The organism is Streptomyces sp. NPDC050704 (assembly GCF_040654355.1).
GTDB lineage: Bacteria > Actinomycetota > Actinomycetes > Streptomycetales > Streptomycetaceae > Streptomyces.
The window spans coordinates 134096-153777 of record NZ_JBFAHW010000005.1; the positions used below are offsets into that span (position 1 = coordinate 134096).

A 19682-nucleotide genomic window follows, 5' to 3' on the forward strand; every position below is an offset into this window, starting at 1 on the left:
AGCCCCGTTCTACTGGGCCGTCGACAGGGGCGCCACGAATGACGACCAGGCGGCGGGGCTGAGCGTGAGCCGGGGGCCTGCGGCGTTCTTGGAGTCGCGGACGTGGATGGTGGCGGGGGCGTTAGTGGGGGTAGCGGCTATCTCGACGCAGTCGTTGACATCACTGCTGCTGCTGTAGCTGCTCTTGTACCAGTGGAGTTCCGTGGCGGCGGTCATAGTCTCCCCAGCGCTTGCTCGATGAAGGCCAGTGACTCCCTCGGGTCGAGAGCCTGCGCCCGGATCATGCCATAGCGCAGTTCAAGGATACGAAGGTCTCTGGGGTTTGAGACCGGGCGGCCGTTGAACGCGCCATCGGAACGCCCGACTGCCGTGCCGTCGGCGAACTTCAGCACTTCGATCAGGCCCTGCACACCGGAGTGCTCCTCACGGTCGGTCGGCATCACCTGAAGCGCGACGTTCCGCAACTGCCCTACCTCCAATAGGTGTTCGAGCTGTCGGCGCAGCACCGGCTTCCCACCGAGAGGGCGTTCCAGCGTCACCTGTTCCTGGACGAAACTGAGCGTCGGAGCCGGCTCCCGCTCGAAGATGGCTTTCCGGGCCATGCGCGCTGCGGTGCCCCGCTCCAGCACGTCCGGCGAGTACGCGGGCTGCCTCATCTCGAACAGCTTCCGCGCGTACTCCGATGTCTGCAACAGGCCATGGATGTTGTGGTTGCTGTACAGCAGCACCTCAACCGACCGGTCCTCCAGCTCCTTCAACTCCCGCACCTTCTTCGGATACCGAGCCTTCTCCACGTCCTCCCTGAACGCCTTGAGATGCCCACCCGCGTTCAACACCTCGTCCGCCCGGTCCAGGAGTTCCGGCCGGGGAATCCGCGCCCCTCGCTCGATCTTGCGGACCATGTCCTCGCCGTACCCGATGGCCTCCCCGAACTCGGCGACCCGCATCCCGGCCGCCTCCCGGCAAAGCCTGACCAGTCGCCCCACGGCCTCCACCAACGGCGCACTCTCGTCCCCCGGTTCGAGATCCCAGCCCGCCTCGTCCACAGCCACACCCTCACTACTCATGCCCACCCACCTCCAACGCCGACCCGTACCCGCACGACACCCAGGACAGCCGAGACAGAACGAGACAACGACAGGACAGTCCCGGTACGCACAGTCGTCATCGCAGCTCAAGGCAAGCACGGTCCGCCACGCTGAGTGACATGAATCAGGAAACGGCCCGGCACCCGTCCCAACCCGACTACGCCGTCCGCAACTTCAGCGTGCTGCTCTCCTCCACCCCACGCGGCGCCCGCCTCGCCCGGCTGCTCGCCACCGAGCAACTCCGCGCCTGGGAACTGCCCTTGGAGGGGGCAAGCCACATCGTGGCCGAGCTGGCGGCCAACGCGGCGACCCACGGACGCGTACCCGGCCGCGACTTCCGGCTCACGCTCTACGTGATCGGCGGCACCCTCCGCATCGAGGTGACCGACACCCGAGGCGACCGACCGATCCCCCGCCTCCGGCAACTCCCCCCGCCGGAAGCCGAATCGGGCCGCGGCCTCCTCCTCGTCGAGGCCCTCGCCGACCGCTGGGGCGTGACGCCCGGCCGCCCCCCGCGCAAAACGGTCTGGGCCGAGATCAGCGTCGTACGGCGGACCGCTCCCACCGAATCGCGGCGCGTCACGTCCCGGTGAATGGACCGCTGGTGCTGCACGACATCAAAGCTTTTAAAGAACCCAGGGAAAGAACCCCACCAAACCCCACCAGCCTCCCGCGCCCTCCCGCGTCAGCACCGCGAGGCCGCGTCGCCCACAAGGGTGACAATCGCCAACTCAGCTGGATTTCTGTCCGGTTGGCAGGCATATGCTCGCCCCGCGACAAGCAAGGCAACCGGCAAGTCAGTCGATCAGCCGGTGAGACAACTCCAGAACATGCGACGGCCCCCGGCCGGGACTGCAATCCCGATCGAGGGCCTGACCACCGAGGAAGAGAAGGCCTTCCCGATGGATAAGCAGAACCCTAGCGCGCCCACGTGCGCCCAGCCCCGGATTCCGCGGGGCGTCACCCATGTCAACACCCGCCACACCACCCGCTTCACGGTGATCGGCAACCACCTCGCCCAGCACCCGGTCATGTCGCTCACCGCGATCGGGCTCGCCACCCACATCCAGTCGCTGCCCGCCGAGTCCCGCGTCGACATCAAGACGCTCGCGGACCGCTTCGACGAGGGTGAGACCCGTATCGCCGCCGCCCTGCGGGAAATTGAGGCGCACGGCTACCGGGATTCATTCGCAGTGCACCGGGGTTCACCCCGGTGGTGAAGCGAATCTCATACCTGCGACGCGGAGCGTCGCGGTGTCGTTCCGGCGGAGCGGACTTCGCTTCACCACCGGTGATGAGTCGCTCACATGTTCCCGGTGACGGCGCTTGTTCGGCGTGCCTAGTGTGATCGTCATGCAGCTCAGGTACGCCTTCAGGTTGTACCCGGACACCGGCCAGCGCACCGCGCTGGCCAAAGCGTTCGGGTGCGCCCGCGTCGTGTTCAACGACGCGGTGCGTGCCCGTGAGGACGCCCGCAAGGCCCAGCAGCCGTTCCCGAAGATCGGCGAGCTGTCCACCCGCCTGATCACCCAGGCGAAACAGACCACATCACGCTCCTGGCTGGGTGAGGTCTCCGCGGTCGTCCTGCAGCAGTCCCTGCGCGACGCCGAGACTGCGTACCGCAACTTCTTCGCCTCCCTCAAGGGCACCCGCAAGGGCCCGAAACTGGGTGCACCCCGGTTCAAGTCCCGCAAGGACACCCGGCAGTCGATCCGGTTCACCGCCAACGCCCGCTGGTCCCTCACCGACAGCGGCCGGCTGAACCTGCCGAAGATCGGGGCGGTGCAGGTGAAGTGGTCCCGCACCCTGCCCGCCACCCCCACCTCGGTCACCGTCATCAAGGACAGCGCGGGCAGGTTCTTCGCCTCGTTCGTCATCGACACCGACCCGCAGGCGGATGCCGAGCGGATGCCTGCCACCGACCACACGATCGGCATCGACCTCGGCCTGACCCTCCCCCAGACTCCGTCCGGGGGGACCCCCATCGCCGTCCTGTCCGACGGCACGAAGATCGACTCCCCGCGGTTTCTGCGCCGCGCGGAGAAGAAACTGAAGAAGGCCCAGCGGGAACTGTCCCGCAAGCAGAAGGGTTCGAAGAACCGGAACAAGGCCCGGCTCAAGGCCGCTCGCGCCCACGTCAAGGTCACCGACGCCCGCCATGAGTTCCACCACCAGCTCTCCACCCAGCTGATCTCCGAGAACCAAGGGATCGCCGTGGAGGACCTGGCGGTGACGGGACTGGCCCGCACCAGGCTGGCCAAGTCCGTGCACGACGCCGGATGGTCTTCGTTCATCGACATGCTCCGGTACAAGGCGGAGCGGTACGGACGCACCCTGATCAAGATCGGCCGGTTCGAGCCGACGAGTCAGGTCTGTTCCGCCTGCGGCGTCAAAGACGGGCCCAAACCCCTCGATGTCCGGGAGTGGACGTGTGCCGCCTGCGGTGCCGTCCACGACCGGGACACCAACGCCGCGATCAACGTGAAGACGGCCGCCGGACTGGCGGTATCGGCCTGCGGAGCGCCGGTAAGACCTGGAGCAATCCCGGCACAGCGCGAAGAAACAGGAAGCCACGGATTCCCGACCGCGCCCCGTGCCGCGTAGCGGCACAGCAACGATCGAGAAGGCCAGAATCCTCGCCCTTCAGGGCGAGGTGCAAGTCAACTGTCCCGCACCCGGAAGCGCCTGCCGAGCGGCCACCTGGTCACGCACACCGTGTCGTACAACCAGCCGTTCATCCAGGCCGACGCCAAGACCGCCGAGGCCACCGAGCCCGCTCCCCCGGAGCCGCGCCGAGCCACCCCCATCGACGTACCGCCCCCGCAGAACCCCGACCCCGTACCGGCGCCCCCCGCAGCCCCGCCGACCTCGGCGCCCCTGCCCTCGCCCGCGCCACTGCCCGCTCCCGTACCCCCCGCCCCCAAACCCCCACTCTCCGAACCCCACACCCCCGACCCCGACCAGGCCCGCCACCGCACGGCCGCCACCCTCCTCGCAAGCCTGCACCGCCTCCTCCTCCCCGAACGGGACGTACACCGCCTCGCCCCCGCCGGTTTCCTCGCCGATGTGGAGAGGAGGGCGGACGAGTTGGTCAGGGCTGCCGAAACTTTCCACGTCCACGGTCGGGCCTGTGAGGGGATCGATCCAAAAGGCGGCGACATCATCGTCCCCGGCGGCATGTTCACGTACCAGGTCGTCGTGCGCAGCGAGCGTGTCTACGTCGTCCAGATCACTTGTCTGGGTTTCTGAACCTGAACCGTAGGGCGCGTCGCACGCCGCTCCGTTCCGCGCCCGTCCCACCCCCGGATCGCTGCCGCGACTGCCGTTCCAACCTGATGGAGATCGCTCAGCATGATCACCCGCCATGTGTATCGGACGATGCGAAACGTCGTCCAGGCCATGGGCGCCGCCCTTCCCGGCAAGTTCGAGATCACCAGAGAAGGGATCATCCACGACCTTGCCGCACCCAATGCCCTCACGAACTGACCAGGTCGCACCTGCGCAAACGCCTTGAGAAGGTGATGCCGGACGATCTCGTGGCACACACCGGCACCCCGGACGTGGAAGACGAGTCCGCAGGTGTCATGCGCCGCCCCGACGTGATGCTGATCGCCGAGGCGGACATGGAGGGCGACGGGGCCTTCGACCCACGCACGCTGATCGCCGCCATCGAAGTCGTGTCCCGCTCCAACCCGGACAACGACTGGGTGGGCAAAGTGCGCGACTACTCCCTGCTCGGCATCCCCGTCTACGTGATCTTCGACCCGCGCACCGGTGAAGGCGCTGTCCTTTCCGACATCCACTCGACCCCGAGCGGCCCGCGCTACGCCACCCGCAAGGACTTCATGTACGGCGAAGACGTCACCATCGCCGAGTGGACGATCTCGACCGCCGACCTTCCGCACTACCCGGGCAAGCCCGGCGGGCAACACGCCGACTGACGCATCGCCCGCCGCATTGCCCGCCATGACCATGCTCTCTGCCGTGCTGTCTGCCGTGCCGGGATTCAGCGGCCCGACCTCAGCCCCTCCCGCACAGCCCCCCACGCCGGCTTCTCCCCGAACCCTTCATCCAGCAGCGTCGCCGCCCCCTGCCCCTCGAAGACCCCGGGCACCCACGAGTACTTGTCCGTGAAGCCCCAGACGGTGAACGACTTGCAGCTACGCGTCCCCAGGCACGCGTCCAGCAGCCCCCGGAAGTACGCCGCCTGCGTCGCGAGCTTCGACTCATCCACCGGCAGGATCATCCGGACGTCCACCTCTGTGAAGGCCGTCTGCATCCCCAGCTTCGCGAACCGTGCGAGGTTCCCCGGCACATCCCCCGGGAATCCGTACTGGATCGCCAGGTGCCCCTGGATCCCGAAGCCCTGCACCGGAACTCCCTCCGCCCGCAGCCGCTTCGCCAGTTCGTAGTACGCCGTGGACTTCGCGTTGACGCCCTCCACGTTGTAGTCGTTGAGGAAGAGCTTCGCCTTCGGGTCGGCCGCGTGCGCCCAGCGGAACGCGTCGGCGATGTACGACGGTCCGAGCTGCTGCAGCCAGATCGAGTTCCGCAGCGAACCGTCCTCCTCGAAGACCTCGTTCACCACGTCCCACTGCTGGATCCTGCCCTTGTACCGCTTGACCTCCGTGGTGATGTGCTTCCGCAGGATCCCGCGCAGCTCCGCCGCGTCGATCGAACCGTCCGCCACCCCCGACGTCAGCCACCCGGGCAGCTGGCTGTGCCAGACCAGCGTGTGACCGCGGACCACTTGTCCCCGCTCGCGCGCGAAGCGCACCAGCTCATCCGCCCCCGACCAGTCGTACGTCCCGCGCGTGGGCTCGACGACCTCCCACTTCATGACGTTCTCGGCGGTGACGGAGTTGAACTCCCGGCCCGTCGTTCTGCGGTACGCGGTGTCGTCGGCCAGCGCCGCCATGTCCACGGCCGTGCCGATACGCAGATCCGCGCGATCGGCAAGCGTCCGCAGCGGAGCCTGCGCACCACCCCGCGGAGCCTCGTGCGCGGAAGCGGTCTGGACGCCCGTGACCAGCAGAGCTGCGCTGAGCAGGCCCACGAAGGGCAGGCGGAAGTGCTTCATGTGCGGTCCTTCCAGTAAGTAGTACAGGTCAGCGGATCAGCGAATGCGGTGGCTCTCCAGCGGCCCCAGATACGTCGGCGTCAGCCCACCCGTGTCGATCACGAGCCGCTGCACCACGACCGTCGGATCGACCATCCAGAACTTCAGCCGGTGCACTCCGGCCGCGGAGATCGTGTGTTGGGTCGACGTGCGATTGACGTTGTCCGATGTGTTGCGGGCCCACTCCATGTCCATCAGCCCGTCATCGGCTCCCGTGGCCGCGTGGATGTCGACGATCTGCGGGGTGTCCTCGTCGAACGAGATCCCGTACTTCAGCCCGCCCGTCGGCAGCGTCGGATTCCGCGGGGAGAGGTACGCCCAGACGGTCACCGGGCCCGGACCGGAACCGGAACCGGAGGACAGCAGACTCACCTCGTACTCCAACCGCGGCGACGAACCTCCCGGAGTCTGCCTGGGAGCCGTCACCGGCCACGGCGTGACGCCCGCCCCCGTACGCCCGATCCCGTCGATACGCCGCCACGTCCCCACCGAACGCGTGAAGTGCTCGGCATCGACGGCGACGTACCCGCCCGCCTCCACGAACCCCCGCAGCCCGCGCGCGGCCGGTCGCTCGGCGATCACCCCGACCGTCACCACCGCGCCCGCCCCTTCCACGGTCACCGAGGCCTCCGCACGCCCCCGCGGCGCCTTCGACCAGTCCACGGTCAGCACGGCCCGTACCTGCTTCCCGACCCGGCCGCGCGGACGGTCCACCCGCAGCCACGGCACGGACGACGTGATCCGGTAGTCGAAGGCCGTACGCCCCCGGTTGAAGACCTCGATGTACTGGTCGGGCCGCGTCTGGTACGGACTGAAGACCGGCAGCACGGCAGCCGCCCCCGAACCGGGTCCCGCCCCCGGCCACCACTCCCCCGACTCCACCCCGTCCACCGCCACGCCCATCGCGGCCGCCGTCGGCACCTCAATACGCTTGACCGCCGGAAAGATCTCGTCCGGCAACGCCACGTTGTTCCGCTCCGGCTGCTGCCAGGGCGCGTTGGGCCCGTACCGCTCCACATCCCCGTACCCGATGTGCGGCTGCGTCTGGAAACCTCGCCACTTCCCGCCCGCCACCTGCGAGTTGAAGCGCTCGGCGAGCGCGAAGTCCCGTGCGAGCCCGGCCTCCGCCTCGGCCGCCAGGTCGTTGGTCGCGGCCCGCCCCTGCCCGGCGTACAGCAGGTTGGTGAACTCCGCCTCCCGCAGCCCGTACAGGTTGGCCGTCGCCTCCACCTCGTACCCGACCAGCTCGAACCAGGCGTCCTGATCCGCGGCCGGCAGCCGTCGGCCGATCCGGGCCGCGTCCTCGCCCAGCTGCCGCCACTCCTCCGTGACCCGCTCCAGTTCGCGGTGGCCGAAGTAGAAGGGCGTCGCCTTGTCGTCGTACACGACCTTGCCGTCCACCAGTGTGATCCGGCGGTTCAGCAGCTCGGGCTTGCGCCGCGACTGGAGCTGCGCGTACGCCGCCAGCACCGACGCGATCGCGGGAGCCAGCCCTTCCGCCCGCCCGAAGTTCTGCCGGGCGTACCGCCGTTCCCACTCACCCAGGCTCTCCAACGGCCAACGTCCCGGATTCCAGGCGTAGTTGAGGAAGAACTCCGTCGGAAGCTCGTTCCCCTTCAGATCCCCCACATTCGTGACCCACAACTCCCGGTTCCCGTACTCGACCGCCTGATGGAGCTGGTCCCACATGTTCGGCAGCGAAGTGGTGTCCACCCACTTGTAGTTGCGGCCGACGCCCACGTAGTCGAAGTGGTAATACAGCCCGTAGCCACCGCCCCGCATGGTCTCCGCCGGGTCCGGGTGCTTGCGGATGTTGCCCCAGTTGTCGTCGGTCAGTACGACCGTCACGTCGTCCGGCGCCCGCAGCCCGCGGTCCCAGTACCGCTGGACCTCCTTGTAGAGCGTCCAGACCTGCGGGGTCTCGGCCAGCGGCTTCCCCGTGACGTCCGCGATGATCGATCTCTGCGTCGCGATGATCTCCTGCATCAGCTCGATGCCGTCGCCGTCCGGCAGACTCGTGTCGCCGTTGCCGCGCATGCCGAGCGTGACGACACCCTCGAAGTCCTGGTCGACCATGCGCTCGATACCGTCGCGCCAGTACGCCTTGACGGCCGCCGCGTTCCGCCGGAACGACCACTCCCCCGTACCGCCGTACGGGTCACGGCCGGGCGTGACGATCTCCCCGGAGCTGTCCCGCACGGCGGGCACGGCATGCCGGTTCCACTCCTCGATGCCCCGCATCATCGGCGCCTCATGGGACGTGCCCATGACAATCCCGTACTCCTTGGCGCGCGCGTGGTTCGCCGGGTCGTCCTCGGCGAAGGCCCGCCCCCACACCGCCGGCCACAGATAGTTCGCCTTCAGCCGCAGCAGCACCTCGAAGACCTTGGCATAGAAGTCGGCGGTGAAGCCGCCGGGATGCCCGGGCGCCTTCCCCGGCCCGAAGTACCCGGGGGCCCAGGTCCCCAGCGCCGGGTTCTCGTCGTTGATGAAGACTCCCCGGTACTTCACCGCCGGCGTGCCCTGGCTGTACCGCCCCGGCAGCACGTACACCTCACTCCGCCGCACCGGCCGCACGTCGTCCCACCAGTACCAGGGCGAGACCCCGATCCCGTACGAGACGTCGTACGCCCCGAAGATCGTGCCGCGCGGATCGCTGCCCGCGATGACGAAGGCGCGGTCGACACCCGGCATCGGCCGCTCGACGACGGTCTGGAGAGAGGTCTCCCACTTGCCTCGCACGCCGGTGACGTCCAGCTTTCCGGCGGCGACCAGCCCGTCGATCAGCGGACTGCGCCCGATCGTCCCGACCAGGACGACCTGCCGCGCCACCGAGGACCCGGGCCGTACGCCCGTGACCCGCTCGATGTCGGCACGGAGATCCCCTGCCACCCGTACGACTCCGGGGTGGTCGTCGGCGTGGACGACCACCGGAGCGCCCACGAGCGGGAAGGCCCCGTCCTTCGGCGAGAAGGAGATGTACGCCCCCGGGTCCGTGACCGGCGGGGCGTCCGCCGCCCACGCGACCCCGGCCAGGCCGGGCAGTCCGGGTAACGCGGGCAGCGCCGCGAGCCCGGCACCCACCCCGAGAACGGTCCTACGGCTGACGCGCCCAGACATGCCTCACCCCTCGATACCCCTCGATCCGAATTTGGTCAGTGGCATGACAAATGGTGAGGCGAGTGAACCTATGGGGACAACGGGTCGTCAGCGCCGAATACTTTCGTGACGAATCTTTTCGACGCGGCAACACACAGACACGGACAGAGACACGGGCACAGCGAAGGGGCCCGTACGACCGAAGTCGTACGGGCCCCTTCAAGGAGCTCGCGAGGAGCTACCAGGCGTTCAAGCCCAACAGGTAAGCGAGGCTTACTTGTTGATCTTGGTGACCTGGCCGGCGCCCACGGTCCGACCACCCTCACGGATGGCGAACTTCAGGCCCTCCTCCATGGCGACGGGCTGGATGAGCTCGACGATCATCTCGGTGTTGTCGCCCGGCATGACCATCTCGGTGCCCTCGGGGAGGGTCACAACGCCCGTCACGTCAGTCGTACGGAAGTAGAACTGGGGACGGTAGTTGTTGAAGAACGGCGTGTGACGGCCGCCCTCGTCCTTGGACAGGATGTACGCCTGCGCCTCGAACTCGGTGTGCGGGGTGACAGAGCCCGGCTTGATGATGACCTGGCCGCGCTCGACGTCCTCGCGCTTGATGCCACGGAGCAGCAGACCGACGTTCTCACCGGCCTGGCCCTCGTCGAGCAGCTTGCGGAACATCTCGATGCCGGTGACCGTGGTGGTGGTCTTCTCCTGCTTGATGCCCACGATGTCAACGGTCTCGTTGACCTTGAGGACACCACGCTCGATACGACCGGTGACGACGGTGCCACGACCGGTGATCGTGAAGACGTCCTCGATCGGCATCAGGAACGGCTTGTCGACGTCACGCTCGGGCTGCGGGATGTGCTCGTCCACGGCCTTCATCAGGTCGAGAACGGACTGGCCCCAGTCCTTGTCGCCCTCAAGGGCCTTGAGCGCCGAGACCTTGACGACCGGCAGGTCGTCGCCCGGGAACTCGTACTCGGAGAGCAGCTCACGGACCTCGAGCTCGACGAGCTCCAGGATCTCCTCGTCGTCCACCATGTCGGCCTTGTTGAGGGCTACGACGATGTACGGAACGCCGACCTGGCGGGCCAGGAGCACGTGCTCCTTGGTCTGCGGCATCGGGCCGTCCGTGGCGGCGACAACGAGGATGGCGCCGTCCATCTGCGCCGCACCCGTGATCATGTTCTTGATGTAGTCCGCGTGACCGGGGCAGTCGACGTGGGCGTAGTGACGCGTCTCGGTCTGGTACTCGACGTGCGCGATGGAGATGGTGATACCGCGCTGGCGCTCCTCAGGAGCCTTGTCGATCTGGTCGAAGGCCGAAGCCTCGTTCAGGTCCGGGTACGCGTCATGCAGCACCTTGGTAATGGCGGCCGTGAGGGTCGTCTTACCGTGGTCGATGTGACCGATGGTGCCGATGTTGACGTGCGGCTTAGTCCGCTCGAACTTCGCCTTCGCCACTGGGGTCCTCCTGAGAGTGGTTCTGGTACGCCTTACTCATCGGCGCCAGGTGATCTTTGCTGGAAAGCCGGGGCCCGGGACACTCCGCCACGGTTGTGGCGGAATGCCCCAGCAGGCTCCGGAGTCAAGCCTAAGGTGTGAACTCGATTGAGATTGCCTCGGTGAGTTACTCGCCCTTGGCCTTCGCGATGATCTCCTCGGCGACGTTCCGGGGAACCTCGGCGTAGGAGTCGAACTGCATCGAGTAGCTCGCGCGACCCGACGTCTTGCTGCGGAGGTCGCCGACGTAGCCGAACATCTCCGAAAGCGGGACCAGGCCCTTCACGACGCGGGCACCGGCACGCTCCTCCATGGCCTGGATCTGACCACGGCGGGAGTTGATGTCACCGATGACCTCGCCCATGTAGTCCTCGGGCGTGGTGACCTCGACGGCCATCATCGGCTCGAGCAGCACGGGGCTGGCCTTGCGCGCGGCCTCCTTGAAGGCCTGCGAACCGGCGATCTTGAACGCCAGCTCGGAGGAGTCGACCTCGTGGTAGGCACCGTCGAGAAGCGTGATGCGGACACCCGTCATCTCGTACCCGGCGAGGATGCCGAACTGCATGGCCTCCTGCGCACCGGCGTCCACCGACGGGATGTACTCCCGCGGGATACGGCCACCGGTGACCTTGTTCACGAACTCGTACGCCGGACCGTCGGTCTCGGTGATGGGCTCGATCGCGATCTGCACCTTGGCGAACTGACCGGTACCACCGGTCTGCTTCTTGTGGGTGTAGTCCACGCGCTCGACGGCCTTGCGGATCGTCTCACGGTACGCGACCTGCGGCTTACCGACGTTGGCCTCGACCTTGAACTCACGGCGCATACGGTCGACCAGCACCTCGAGGTGCAGCTCGCCCATACCACCGATGATGGTCTGGCCGGTCTCCTCGTCCGAGTGAACCTGGAAGGAGGGGTCCTCCTCCGCGAGACGCTGGATGGCGACACCCAGCTTCTCCTGGTCACCCTTGGACTTGGGCTCGATCGCGACCTGGATCACCGGCGCCGGGAAGTCCATGGACTCCAGGATGACCGGGTGCTTGTCGTCGCTCAGCGTCTCACCGGTGGTGGTCTGCTTCAGGCCCATGACGGCGACGATGTCGCCGGCGCCCACCGCCGCGATCTCCTCACGCTTGTTCGCGTGCATGCGGTAGATCTTGCCGATGCGCTCCTTCTTGCCCTTGACGGAGTTCAGCACCGCGGTGCCAGTCTCCAGGCGGCCCGAGTAGACCCGGACGAAGGTGAGCTTGCCCAGGTGCGGGTCGCTCATGATCTTGAACGCGAGGGCGGACAGCGGCTCGTCCTCGGACGGCTTGCGCTTGACGACCACGTCGGGGTCCTTGACGTCGCGGCCCTCGATGGCCTCGACGTCGAGCGGGGTCGGCAGGTAGCGCACGACCGCGTCGAGCAGGGGCTGGACGCCCTTGTTCTTGAACGCGGTGCCACAGAACACCGGGGTGACCGTGGTGTCGTTGGACTTGCCGGACGCGATGGTGATGCGACGGATCGCGGCGTACAGCTGCTCCTCGGTGGGCTCGACGCCCTCCAGGTACAGCTCCATGATCTCTTCGTCGTTCTCGGCGACGCCCTCGATCAGCTTGCCGCGGTACTCCTCGGCAGCCTCCGCGTGGGTGGCCGGGATGTCGACGACGTCGTACATCTCGCCCTTGGCGGCCTCGGCGGACCACACGAGCGCCTTCATGCGGACCAGGTCCACAACGCCCTTGAAGTCCATCTCGGCGCCGATCGGAAGCTGCATGACCAGCGGCTGCGCACCAAGGCGGTCCGAGATCATGTCGACGCAGCGGTGGAACTCCGCGCCGGTCCGGTCGAGCTTGTTCACGAAGCAGATGCGCGGCACGCCGTAACGGTCGGCCTGACGCCACACCGTCTCGGACTGCGGCTCAACGCCCGCGACACCGTCGAACACCGTGACGGCACCGTCGAGGACGCGCAGCGAGCGCTCCACCTCGACCGTGAAGTCGACGTGCCCCGGGGTGTCGATGATGTTGATGGTGTAGTCGTTGTCCTCAAGCGGCCAGTGACAGGTGGTCGCAGCAGAGGTGATCGTGATGCCACGCTCCTGCTCCTGCTCCATCCAGTCCATGGTGGCAGCGCCGTCGTGGACTTCACCGATCTTGTAGCTGACGCCGGTGTAGAAGAGGATCCGCTCGGTGGTGGTCGTCTTACCCGCGTCGATATGAGCCATGATCCCGATGTTCCGGACCCTGGCCAGGTCAAGTGAAGTAGTAGCCATAAGGCTTCGGTCTTCTCTCGGTCTCGATGTGGGTAGCGACTACCAGCGGTAGTGCGCGAAGGCCTTGTTGGACTCGGCCATCTTGTGGGTGTCCTCGCGCTTCTTGACGGCCGCACCGAGGCCGTTCGAAGCGTCGAGAAGCTCGTTGAGCAGACGCTCGGTCATGGTCTTCTCGCGACGGGCGCGGGAGTAACCGACCAGCCAGCGCAGCGCCAGCGTGCTGGCACGGCCGGGCTTGACCTCGACCGGCACCTGGTAGGTGGCGCCGCCGACGCGGCGGGACTTGACCTCAAGGGTCGGCTTGATGTTCTCAAGCGCGCGCTTCAGCGTGATGACCGGGTCGTTGCCGGTCTTCTCGCGCAGGCCCTCCATGGCGCCGTACACGATGCGCTCGGCGGTGGAGCGCTTGCCGTTCAGCAGCACCTTGTTGATCAGGGAGGTGACAAGAGGAGAACCGTAGACCGGGTCGATGATGACCGGGCGCTTCGGGGCGGGGCCCTTACGAGGCATTCTTACTTCTCCTTCTTGGCGCCGTAGCGGCTGCGGGCCTGCTTGCGGTTCTTGACACCCTGGGTGTCGAGGGAACCGCGGATGATCTTGTAACGAACACCGGGCAGGTCCTTCACACGGCCGCCGCGCACGAGCACGATCGAGTGCTCCTGCAGGTTGTGTCCCTCACCCGGAATGTAAGCGGTGACTTCGATCCCGCTGGTCAGACGCACACGCGCGACCTTACGCAGGGCCGAGTTCGGCTTCTTCGGGGTGGTCGTGAACACACGCGTGCAGACGCCACGACGCTGGGGCGAACCCTCGAGTGCGGGCGTCTTGTTCTTCTCGACCTTGTCCTGCCGGCCCTTCCGGACCAGCTGCTGGATCGTAGGCACTACTTCTCCGGTTTCTGTGTGCCGAGTGTGAAGCTAACCTGGAACATCTCCGACCCACGCGGTCGGGTGTGTCGAATACTGCAGACTCTCGCCGCGAGGCGAAAAGGGCGCAGATTACGGTGGCCGCTTACAGCTCCCCATGCGGTTCAAAGGCACGCACAGAAGCCAGGGCACACCCCAGGCACAAGGTCTGAGCGTACCTACCTCATACGCTGCGGTCAAAACAAATACCCCCGCCCCGGACACGCCGGACGAGAAACCCCCCCCAGAACCGCTGCGCGAGCTAAGCCGAACGATGCCCGGAGCCCCCCGAAAAGCCCCCCGACCTGGCCCACCCCCGGCCCGCCCCGACTCGGCCCGACCTCAACCTCAGGCTCCCCGGGATTCGGTCCCCGAACCGACCAGCCACCCGCCCAGCTTCCCCTGCAAGCAGGCCCTGGCTGATCAGCCACCGCTCGGCATCCCCCGCAAGCAGGCCCCGGGCTGATCAGCCACCGCTCGGCATCCCCCGCAAACAGACCCCGGACCGACCAGCCACCGCTCGACATCCCTCACAAGCAAGCCCGGACCGACCAGCCACCGCTCAGCATCCCTCACAAGCAGGCCCGGACCGACCAGCCATCGCTCAGCATCGCCCGAAACAGCCCCCGGCCGACCAATCCCACCGCTCAGCTTCGCCCGGTAGCAGACCAGGACCGGCCAGCCACTCTTCACGCTCGTCGGAAACAGCCCCGCGTCACCTGACCCGCCGCTCAGGCGCACCGCAAGCGGGCCCGTTCACGCCGGCCCAGACTCAGGCCCGGAGAGCCCAGCCACCGTTCGCGCCGACCCGGTAGCAGGGCCCAGCCCGACCAGCCGCCGTTCACGCACGCCCGGAAGCAGCTCCGCTTCACCGGCCACTGCTCAGGCGCACCCGACCGTACTTCCCGGCCCGCCGCTCAGCCGCCCAGGGGGCCGGTCGAGCTCCAGCCCGGTACGGCTCAACCGGAGCTGGCCCCGGCCACCACCATGAGCATCAGCAGCAGCGCCCATCCGGCCACCGACAGCCAGCCCAGAATCAGACCGGCGATCGCGAAGCCGTCGCCCTGCTCACCAGTGCGGCGGATCTCGGTGCGCGCCTTGTGCCCCAGGACCACCGCGGGGATTCCGGTCAGGCCGAACGTCATCGAGCACAGCACGCCACAGACCATCGAGCCGATGGCCTTGCCGTTCGTCTCCGGCGGCGGAACGGCCATGAAGGTTCTCGGCACCATGGCCGACTGGGTGAGCGCGGGGCCCTGCTGCACGGGCGCGGGCCCCTGCGGCAGGTCGGCCACCAGCAGGGTCAGCTCCCCCACCGTGCGCGCCTGGTAGGCCTTCGCGACCCGTTTCTCGAACTCCTCCTGCTGGAGGCGGCCCTCACCGAAGCCCGCCCGAAGAACATCCACAGCACGCTCACGATCGGCATGGGCGGCAAGCAGCGGCGGACCGCCCTGCGTCTGCCACGGTGCCGGCTGCCACGACGGATTCGTCACGAGAACACTCCCCCGGTACTGGTTGCGCCTCCATCATCCTCCAACGCGCCACGCCGGGCATCGGTTCCCCCACCCCAAAAACTCGCAGTCCTGAACCACCGTGAACCACCGTGAACCACCGCGACGCCCCTGGTGCCCTTCTACGGCCCTACAAGCCTCTGCGGGCTCCCGGGCGTCCCCCGGCGTCCCTCCGCGACCCGAAGGGCGGTCGCATCGCCCGCAGCCTCATCCGGAGCACACCCCGACACGCCGACGGGCGGCCACCCCGTAAGAAACGGAGTGGCCGCCCGTCAGCAGACGTACGCCTTACTGGTTGTACGGACCGTAGTCGTAGTCCTCCAGCGGAACGGCCTGGCCGGAGCCCGTGCCGAACGGCGAGTAGTCGATGTCGTCGTAGCCGACGGCCGAGTACATCGCGGCCTTGGCCTCCTCGGTCGGCTCGACCCGGATGTTGCGGTAGCGGGACAGGCCCGTACCGGCCGGGATGAGCTTACCGATGATGACGTTCTCCTTGAGGCCGATCAGGGAGTCGGACTTGGCGTTGATCGCCGCGTCCGTCAGAACCCTGGTCGTCTCCTGGAAGGACGCCGCCGACAGCCACGACTCGGTGGCGAGCGAGGCCTTGGTGATACCCATCAGCTGCGGACGGCCGGAGGCGGGGTGACCGCCCTCGGTGACCACACGACGGTTCTCGGTCTCGAACTTGCCGCGCTCGACCAGCTCGCCGGGCAGCAGCTCCGCGTCGCCCGACTCGATGATCGTCACACGGCGCAGCATCTGCCGGATGATGATCTCGATGTGCTTGTCGTGGATCGACACACCCTGCGAGTTGTAGACCTTCTGGACCTCGCCGACCAGGTGGACCTGGACCGCGCGCTGACCGAGGATCCGCAGCACGTCGTGCGGGTTGGTGGCACCCACGGTGAGCTTCTGGCCCACCGTGACGCGGTCACCCTCGCCCACCAGCAGACGGGCACGCTTCGAGATCGGGAAGGGCGTCTCGTCGCTGCCGTCGTCGGGGGTGATGACGATCTTCTTGGTCTTCTCGGTCTCCTCGATACGGACGCGACCGTCCGCCTCGGAGATCGGGGCGACACCCTTCGGCGTACGAGCCTCGAAGAGCTCGACGACACGGGGCAGACCCTGGGTGATGTCGTCACCCGCCACACCACCGGTGTGGAAGGTACGCATCGTCAGCTGCGTGCCGGGCTCACCGATGGACTGGGCGGCGATGATGCCGACCGCCTCACCGATGTCGACCAGCTTGCCGGTGGCCAGCGAACGGCCGTAGCACATGGCGCAGGTACCGACGGCGGACTCGCAGGTCAGGACCGAGCGGGTCTTGACCTCCTCGATGCCGTACTTGACGAGCTCGTCGATGAGGACGTCGCCCAGGTCGGTGTTGGCCGGGGCCAGCACCTTGCCGTCGACGGTGATGTCCTCGGCCAGCGCACGTGCGTACACGCTGGTCTCGACGTTCTCCGCCTTGCGCAGGACACCGTCGGCGCCCCGCTCGGCGATCTCCAGACGCAGACCGCGGTCGGTGCCGCAGTCCTCCTCGCGGATGATGACGTCCTGCGACACGTCCACCAGACGACGGGTGAGGTAACCCGAGTCGGCGGTACGCAGGGCGGTGTCCGCAAGACCCTTACGGGCACCGTGCGTGGAGATGAAGTACTCCAGCACGGACAGGCCCTCACGGAAGGACGCCTTGATCGGACGCGGGATGGTCTCGTTCTTCGCGTTCGACACCAGACCACGCATACCGGCGATCTGACGCATCTGCATCATGTTTCCGCGAGCGCCCGAGCTGACCATCATGGCGACCGGGTTGGTCTTCGGGAAGTTCGCGTTCATCGCCTCGGCAACCTCGTTGGTCGCCTTGGTCCAGATCGCGATGAGCTCCTGCGTGCGCTCGTCCTTGGTGATCAGACCGCGCTCGTACTGCTTCTGGACCTTCTCGTCCTGCGCCTCGTAACCCTTGACGATCTCCTTCTTCGCCTCGGGAACGACGATGTCGGAGATGGCCACGGTGACGCCGGAACGGGTCGCCCAGTAGAAGCCGGCCGCCTTCAGGTTGTCGAGCGTCGCCGCCACGATGACCTTGGGGTAGCGCTCGGCGAGGTCGTTGACGATCTCGGAGAGCTGCTTCTTGCCGACCTCGTAGTCGACGAACGGGTAGTCCTCGGGCAGCAGCTCGTTGAAGAGCGCGCGGCCCAGGGTCGTCCTCAGGCGGAAGGTGTCACCCTGCTGCCACTCCGGCTCGCCCTCCTCGCGCGCCGGCGGGGTCCAGCCACGCGGCGGGATGGTACCCACCGGGAAGCGGACGTCCACCCGCGACTGCAGCGAGAGCTCACCGGCGTCGAACGCCATGATCGCCTCGGCGACGGACGAGAAGGAGCGCTCCTCGCCCTTCACGTTGCGCAGCTCACCGTCGGTCGTCAGGAAGAACAGACCGAGGACCATGTCCTGGGTCGGCATCGTCACCGGACGGCCGTCGGCGGGCTTGAGGATGTTGTTCGAGGACAGCATCAGGATGCGGGCCTCGGCCTGCGCCTCCGCGGAGAGCGGCAGGTGCACGGCCATCTGGTCACCGTCGAAGTCCGCGTTGAACGCGGTGCAGACGAGCGGGTGGATCTGGATGGCCTTGCCTTCGACCAGCTGCGGCTCGAAGGCCTGGATGCCGAGGCGGTGCAGCGTCGGCGCACGGTTCAGCAGAACCGGGTGCTCGGCGATGACCTCTTCCAGGACGTCGTACACGACCGTGCGGCCGCGCTCGACCATGCGCTTCGCCGACTTGATGTTCTGCGCGTGGTTCAGGTCCACCAGGCGCTTCATCACGAACGGCTTGAAGAGCTCGAGCGCCATGGCCTTCGGCAGACCGCACTGGTGCAGCTTGAGCTGCGGGCCGACGACGATCACGGAACGCGCGGAGTAGTCCACACGCTTGCCGAGCAGGTTCTGACGGAAGCGGCCCTGCTTGCCCTTGAGCATGTCGGACAGCGACTTCAGCGGACGGTTGCCGGGGCCCGTGACCGGGCGACCACGACGGCCGTTGTCGAAGAGCGCGTCGACGGCCTCCTGAAGCATGCGCTTCTCGTTGTTCACGATGATCTCGGGAGCACCGAGGTCGAGAAGCCGCTTCAGGCGGTTGTTCCGGTTGATCACACGGCGGTACAGGTCGTTCAGGTCGGAGGTCGCGAAGCGGCCACCGTCCAGCTGCACCATCGGGCGAAGGTCCGGCGGGATGACCGGGACGCAGTCGAGGACCATGCCCTTGGGGCTGTTGGAGGTCTGCAGGAACGCAGACACGACCTTCAGCCGCTTCAGCGCACGGGTCTTCTTCTGGCCCTTGCCGGTACGGATGATCTCGCGGAGGCGCTCGGCCTCCTCCTCCAGGTCGAAGGACTCCAGGCGCTTCTGCAGCGCCGCGGCACCCATCGACCCGTCGAAGTACGTACCGAAGCGGTCACGCAGTTCGCGGTAGAGCAGCTCGTCACCCTCGAGGTCCTGGACCTTCAGGTTCTTGAAGCGGGTCCACACCTCGTCCAGACGGTCGATCTCGCGCTGCGCACGGTCGCGCAGCTGCTTCATCTCCCGCTCGGCACCTTCGCGCACCTTGCGGCGCACGTCGGCCTTGGCACCCTCGGCCTCGAGCCCGGCCAGGTCGGTCTCGAGCTTCTTGGCGCGGTTCTCCAGGTCGGAGTCGCGACGGTTCTCGACCTGCTGACGCTCGACGGAGACGTGCGCCTCCAGCGAGGGCAGGTCACGAGTACGGCGCTCGTCGTCGACGTACGTGATCATGTACGCGGCGAAGTAGATGACCTTCTCGAGGTCCTTCGGGGCGAGGTCGAGCAGGTAGCCCAGCCGCGACGGAACGCCCTTGAAGTACCAGATGTGGGTGACGGGAGCGGCCAGCTCAATGTGGCCCATCCGCTCACGACGCACCTTGGCGCGAGTGACCTCGACGCCGCAGCGCTCGCAGATGATGCCCTTGAAGCGGACACGCTTGTACTTGCCGCAGTAGCACTCCCAGTCCCGGGTCGGACCGAAGATCTTCTCGCAGAAGAGTCCGTCCTTTTCGGGCTTGAGCGTGCGGTAGTTGATGGTCTCCGGCTTCTTGACCTCACCGTGTGACCACTGACGAATGTCGTCAGCGGTAGCAAGGCCGATCCGCAGCTCGTCGAAGAAGTTGACGTCGAGCACTTGTCGTCA

The 19682-nt window shown here is 67.2% G+C and carries 13 protein-coding genes and 2 pseudogenes; 5 read left to right on the plus strand and 10 right to left on the minus strand.

The genetic code is table 11. The features are described from left to right. Nucleotides 1–9: 9 nt before the first annotated feature. Nucleotides 10–216 (minus strand): DUF397 domain-containing protein, encoded by a 207-nt coding sequence (locus AB0I18_RS04275; RefSeq protein WP_363103818.1) that lies wholly within the window; start codon nucleotides 214–216, stop codon nucleotides 10–12. Continuing rightward, nucleotides 213–1067, minus strand: a complete 855-nt coding sequence (locus AB0I18_RS04280; RefSeq protein ID WP_363103867.1) for a helix-turn-helix transcriptional regulator — start codon at nucleotides 1065–1067, stop codon at nucleotides 213–215. The genes AB0I18_RS04275 and AB0I18_RS04280 overlap by 4 nt, the downstream gene beginning before the upstream one ends. A gap of 140 nt (nucleotides 1068–1207) precedes the next feature. Here AB0I18_RS04280 and AB0I18_RS04285 point away from each other — a divergent pair, with 140 nt between their 5' ends. From AB0I18_RS04285 to AB0I18_RS04305, 5 genes and pseudogenes are all read left to right on the plus strand, one after another. Continuing rightward, entirely contained in the window at nucleotides 1208–1681 is a 474-nt protein-coding gene (locus tag AB0I18_RS04285; protein WP_363103819.1) for an ATP-binding protein, read from the plus strand. A gap of 309 nt (nucleotides 1682–1990) precedes the next feature. Continuing rightward, a pseudogene (locus AB0I18_RS04290) lies at nucleotides 1991–2266 on the plus strand (helix-turn-helix domain-containing protein); the annotation flags it as partial. 175 nt (nucleotides 2267–2441) lie between these two features. Further along, nucleotides 2442–3692 (plus strand): RNA-guided endonuclease TnpB family protein, encoded by a 1251-nt coding sequence (locus AB0I18_RS04295; protein ID WP_363103820.1) that lies wholly within the window; start codon nucleotides 2442–2444, stop codon nucleotides 3690–3692. Between the two features lie 111 nt (nucleotides 3693–3803). Beyond that, nucleotides 3804–4337: a hypothetical protein gene (locus AB0I18_RS04300; RefSeq protein ID WP_363103821.1), complete on the plus strand. Its 534-nt coding sequence runs from the start codon at nucleotides 3804–3806 to the stop codon at nucleotides 4335–4337. A gap of 102 nt (nucleotides 4338–4439) precedes the next feature. Continuing rightward, nucleotides 4440–5029: pseudogene (locus AB0I18_RS04305) on the plus strand (Uma2 family endonuclease). A 65-nt stretch (nucleotides 5030–5094) separates the two neighbouring features. Here AB0I18_RS04305 and AB0I18_RS04310 read toward each other — a convergent pair. The 8 genes from AB0I18_RS04310 to AB0I18_RS04345 all read right to left on the minus strand — a co-directional run bounded on the left by AB0I18_RS04310 (nucleotide 5095) and on the right by AB0I18_RS04345 (nucleotide 19673). Beyond that, the gene (locus tag AB0I18_RS04310; RefSeq protein WP_363103822.1) at nucleotides 5095–6168 is read right to left on the minus strand and encodes an endo-1,4-beta-xylanase; all 1074 of its coding nucleotides are present in this window, start codon (nucleotides 6166–6168) and stop codon (nucleotides 5095–5097) included. Nucleotides 6169–6204: 36 nt separating this feature from the next. Then, the gene (locus tag AB0I18_RS04315) at nucleotides 6205–9327 is read right to left on the minus strand and encodes a glycosyl hydrolase 115 family protein (protein WP_363103823.1); all 3123 of its coding nucleotides are present in this window, start codon (nucleotides 9325–9327) and stop codon (nucleotides 6205–6207) included. A 252-nt stretch (nucleotides 9328–9579) separates the two neighbouring features. After that, nucleotides 9580–10773 carry an elongation factor Tu gene (tuf, locus tag AB0I18_RS04320; RefSeq protein WP_363103824.1) on the minus strand — a complete coding sequence of 398 codons (1194 nt, stop codon included), beginning with the start codon at nucleotides 10771–10773 and terminating at the stop codon, nucleotides 9580–9582. A gap of 166 nt (nucleotides 10774–10939) precedes the next feature. Next, nucleotides 10940–13069 (minus strand): elongation factor G, encoded by a 2130-nt coding sequence (fusA, locus tag AB0I18_RS04325; RefSeq protein WP_363103825.1) that lies wholly within the window; start codon nucleotides 13067–13069, stop codon nucleotides 10940–10942. A 39-nt stretch (nucleotides 13070–13108) separates the two neighbouring features. Further along, nucleotides 13109–13579 carry a 30S ribosomal protein S7 gene (gene rpsG, locus AB0I18_RS04330; protein WP_030345396.1) on the minus strand — a complete coding sequence of 157 codons (471 nt, stop codon included), beginning with the start codon at nucleotides 13577–13579 and terminating at the stop codon, nucleotides 13109–13111. A gap of 2 nt (nucleotides 13580–13581) precedes the next feature. Further along, nucleotides 13582–13953, minus strand: coding sequence for a 30S ribosomal protein S12 (gene rpsL / locus AB0I18_RS04335; protein WP_003948652.1), 372 nt, complete (start codon nucleotides 13951–13953; stop codon nucleotides 13582–13584). A 980-nt stretch (nucleotides 13954–14933) separates the two neighbouring features. Further along, complete coding sequence (locus AB0I18_RS04340; protein ID WP_363103826.1) at nucleotides 14934–15467, minus strand: DUF1707 and DUF4190 domain-containing protein; 534 nt, start codon at nucleotides 15465–15467, stop codon at nucleotides 14934–14936. Nucleotides 15468–15773: 306 nt separating this feature from the next. Then, nucleotides 15774–19673 (minus strand): DNA-directed RNA polymerase subunit beta', encoded by a 3900-nt coding sequence (locus tag AB0I18_RS04345; protein ID WP_363103827.1) that lies wholly within the window; start codon nucleotides 19671–19673, stop codon nucleotides 15774–15776. Between the last annotated feature and the right edge of the window lie 9 nt (nucleotides 19674–19682).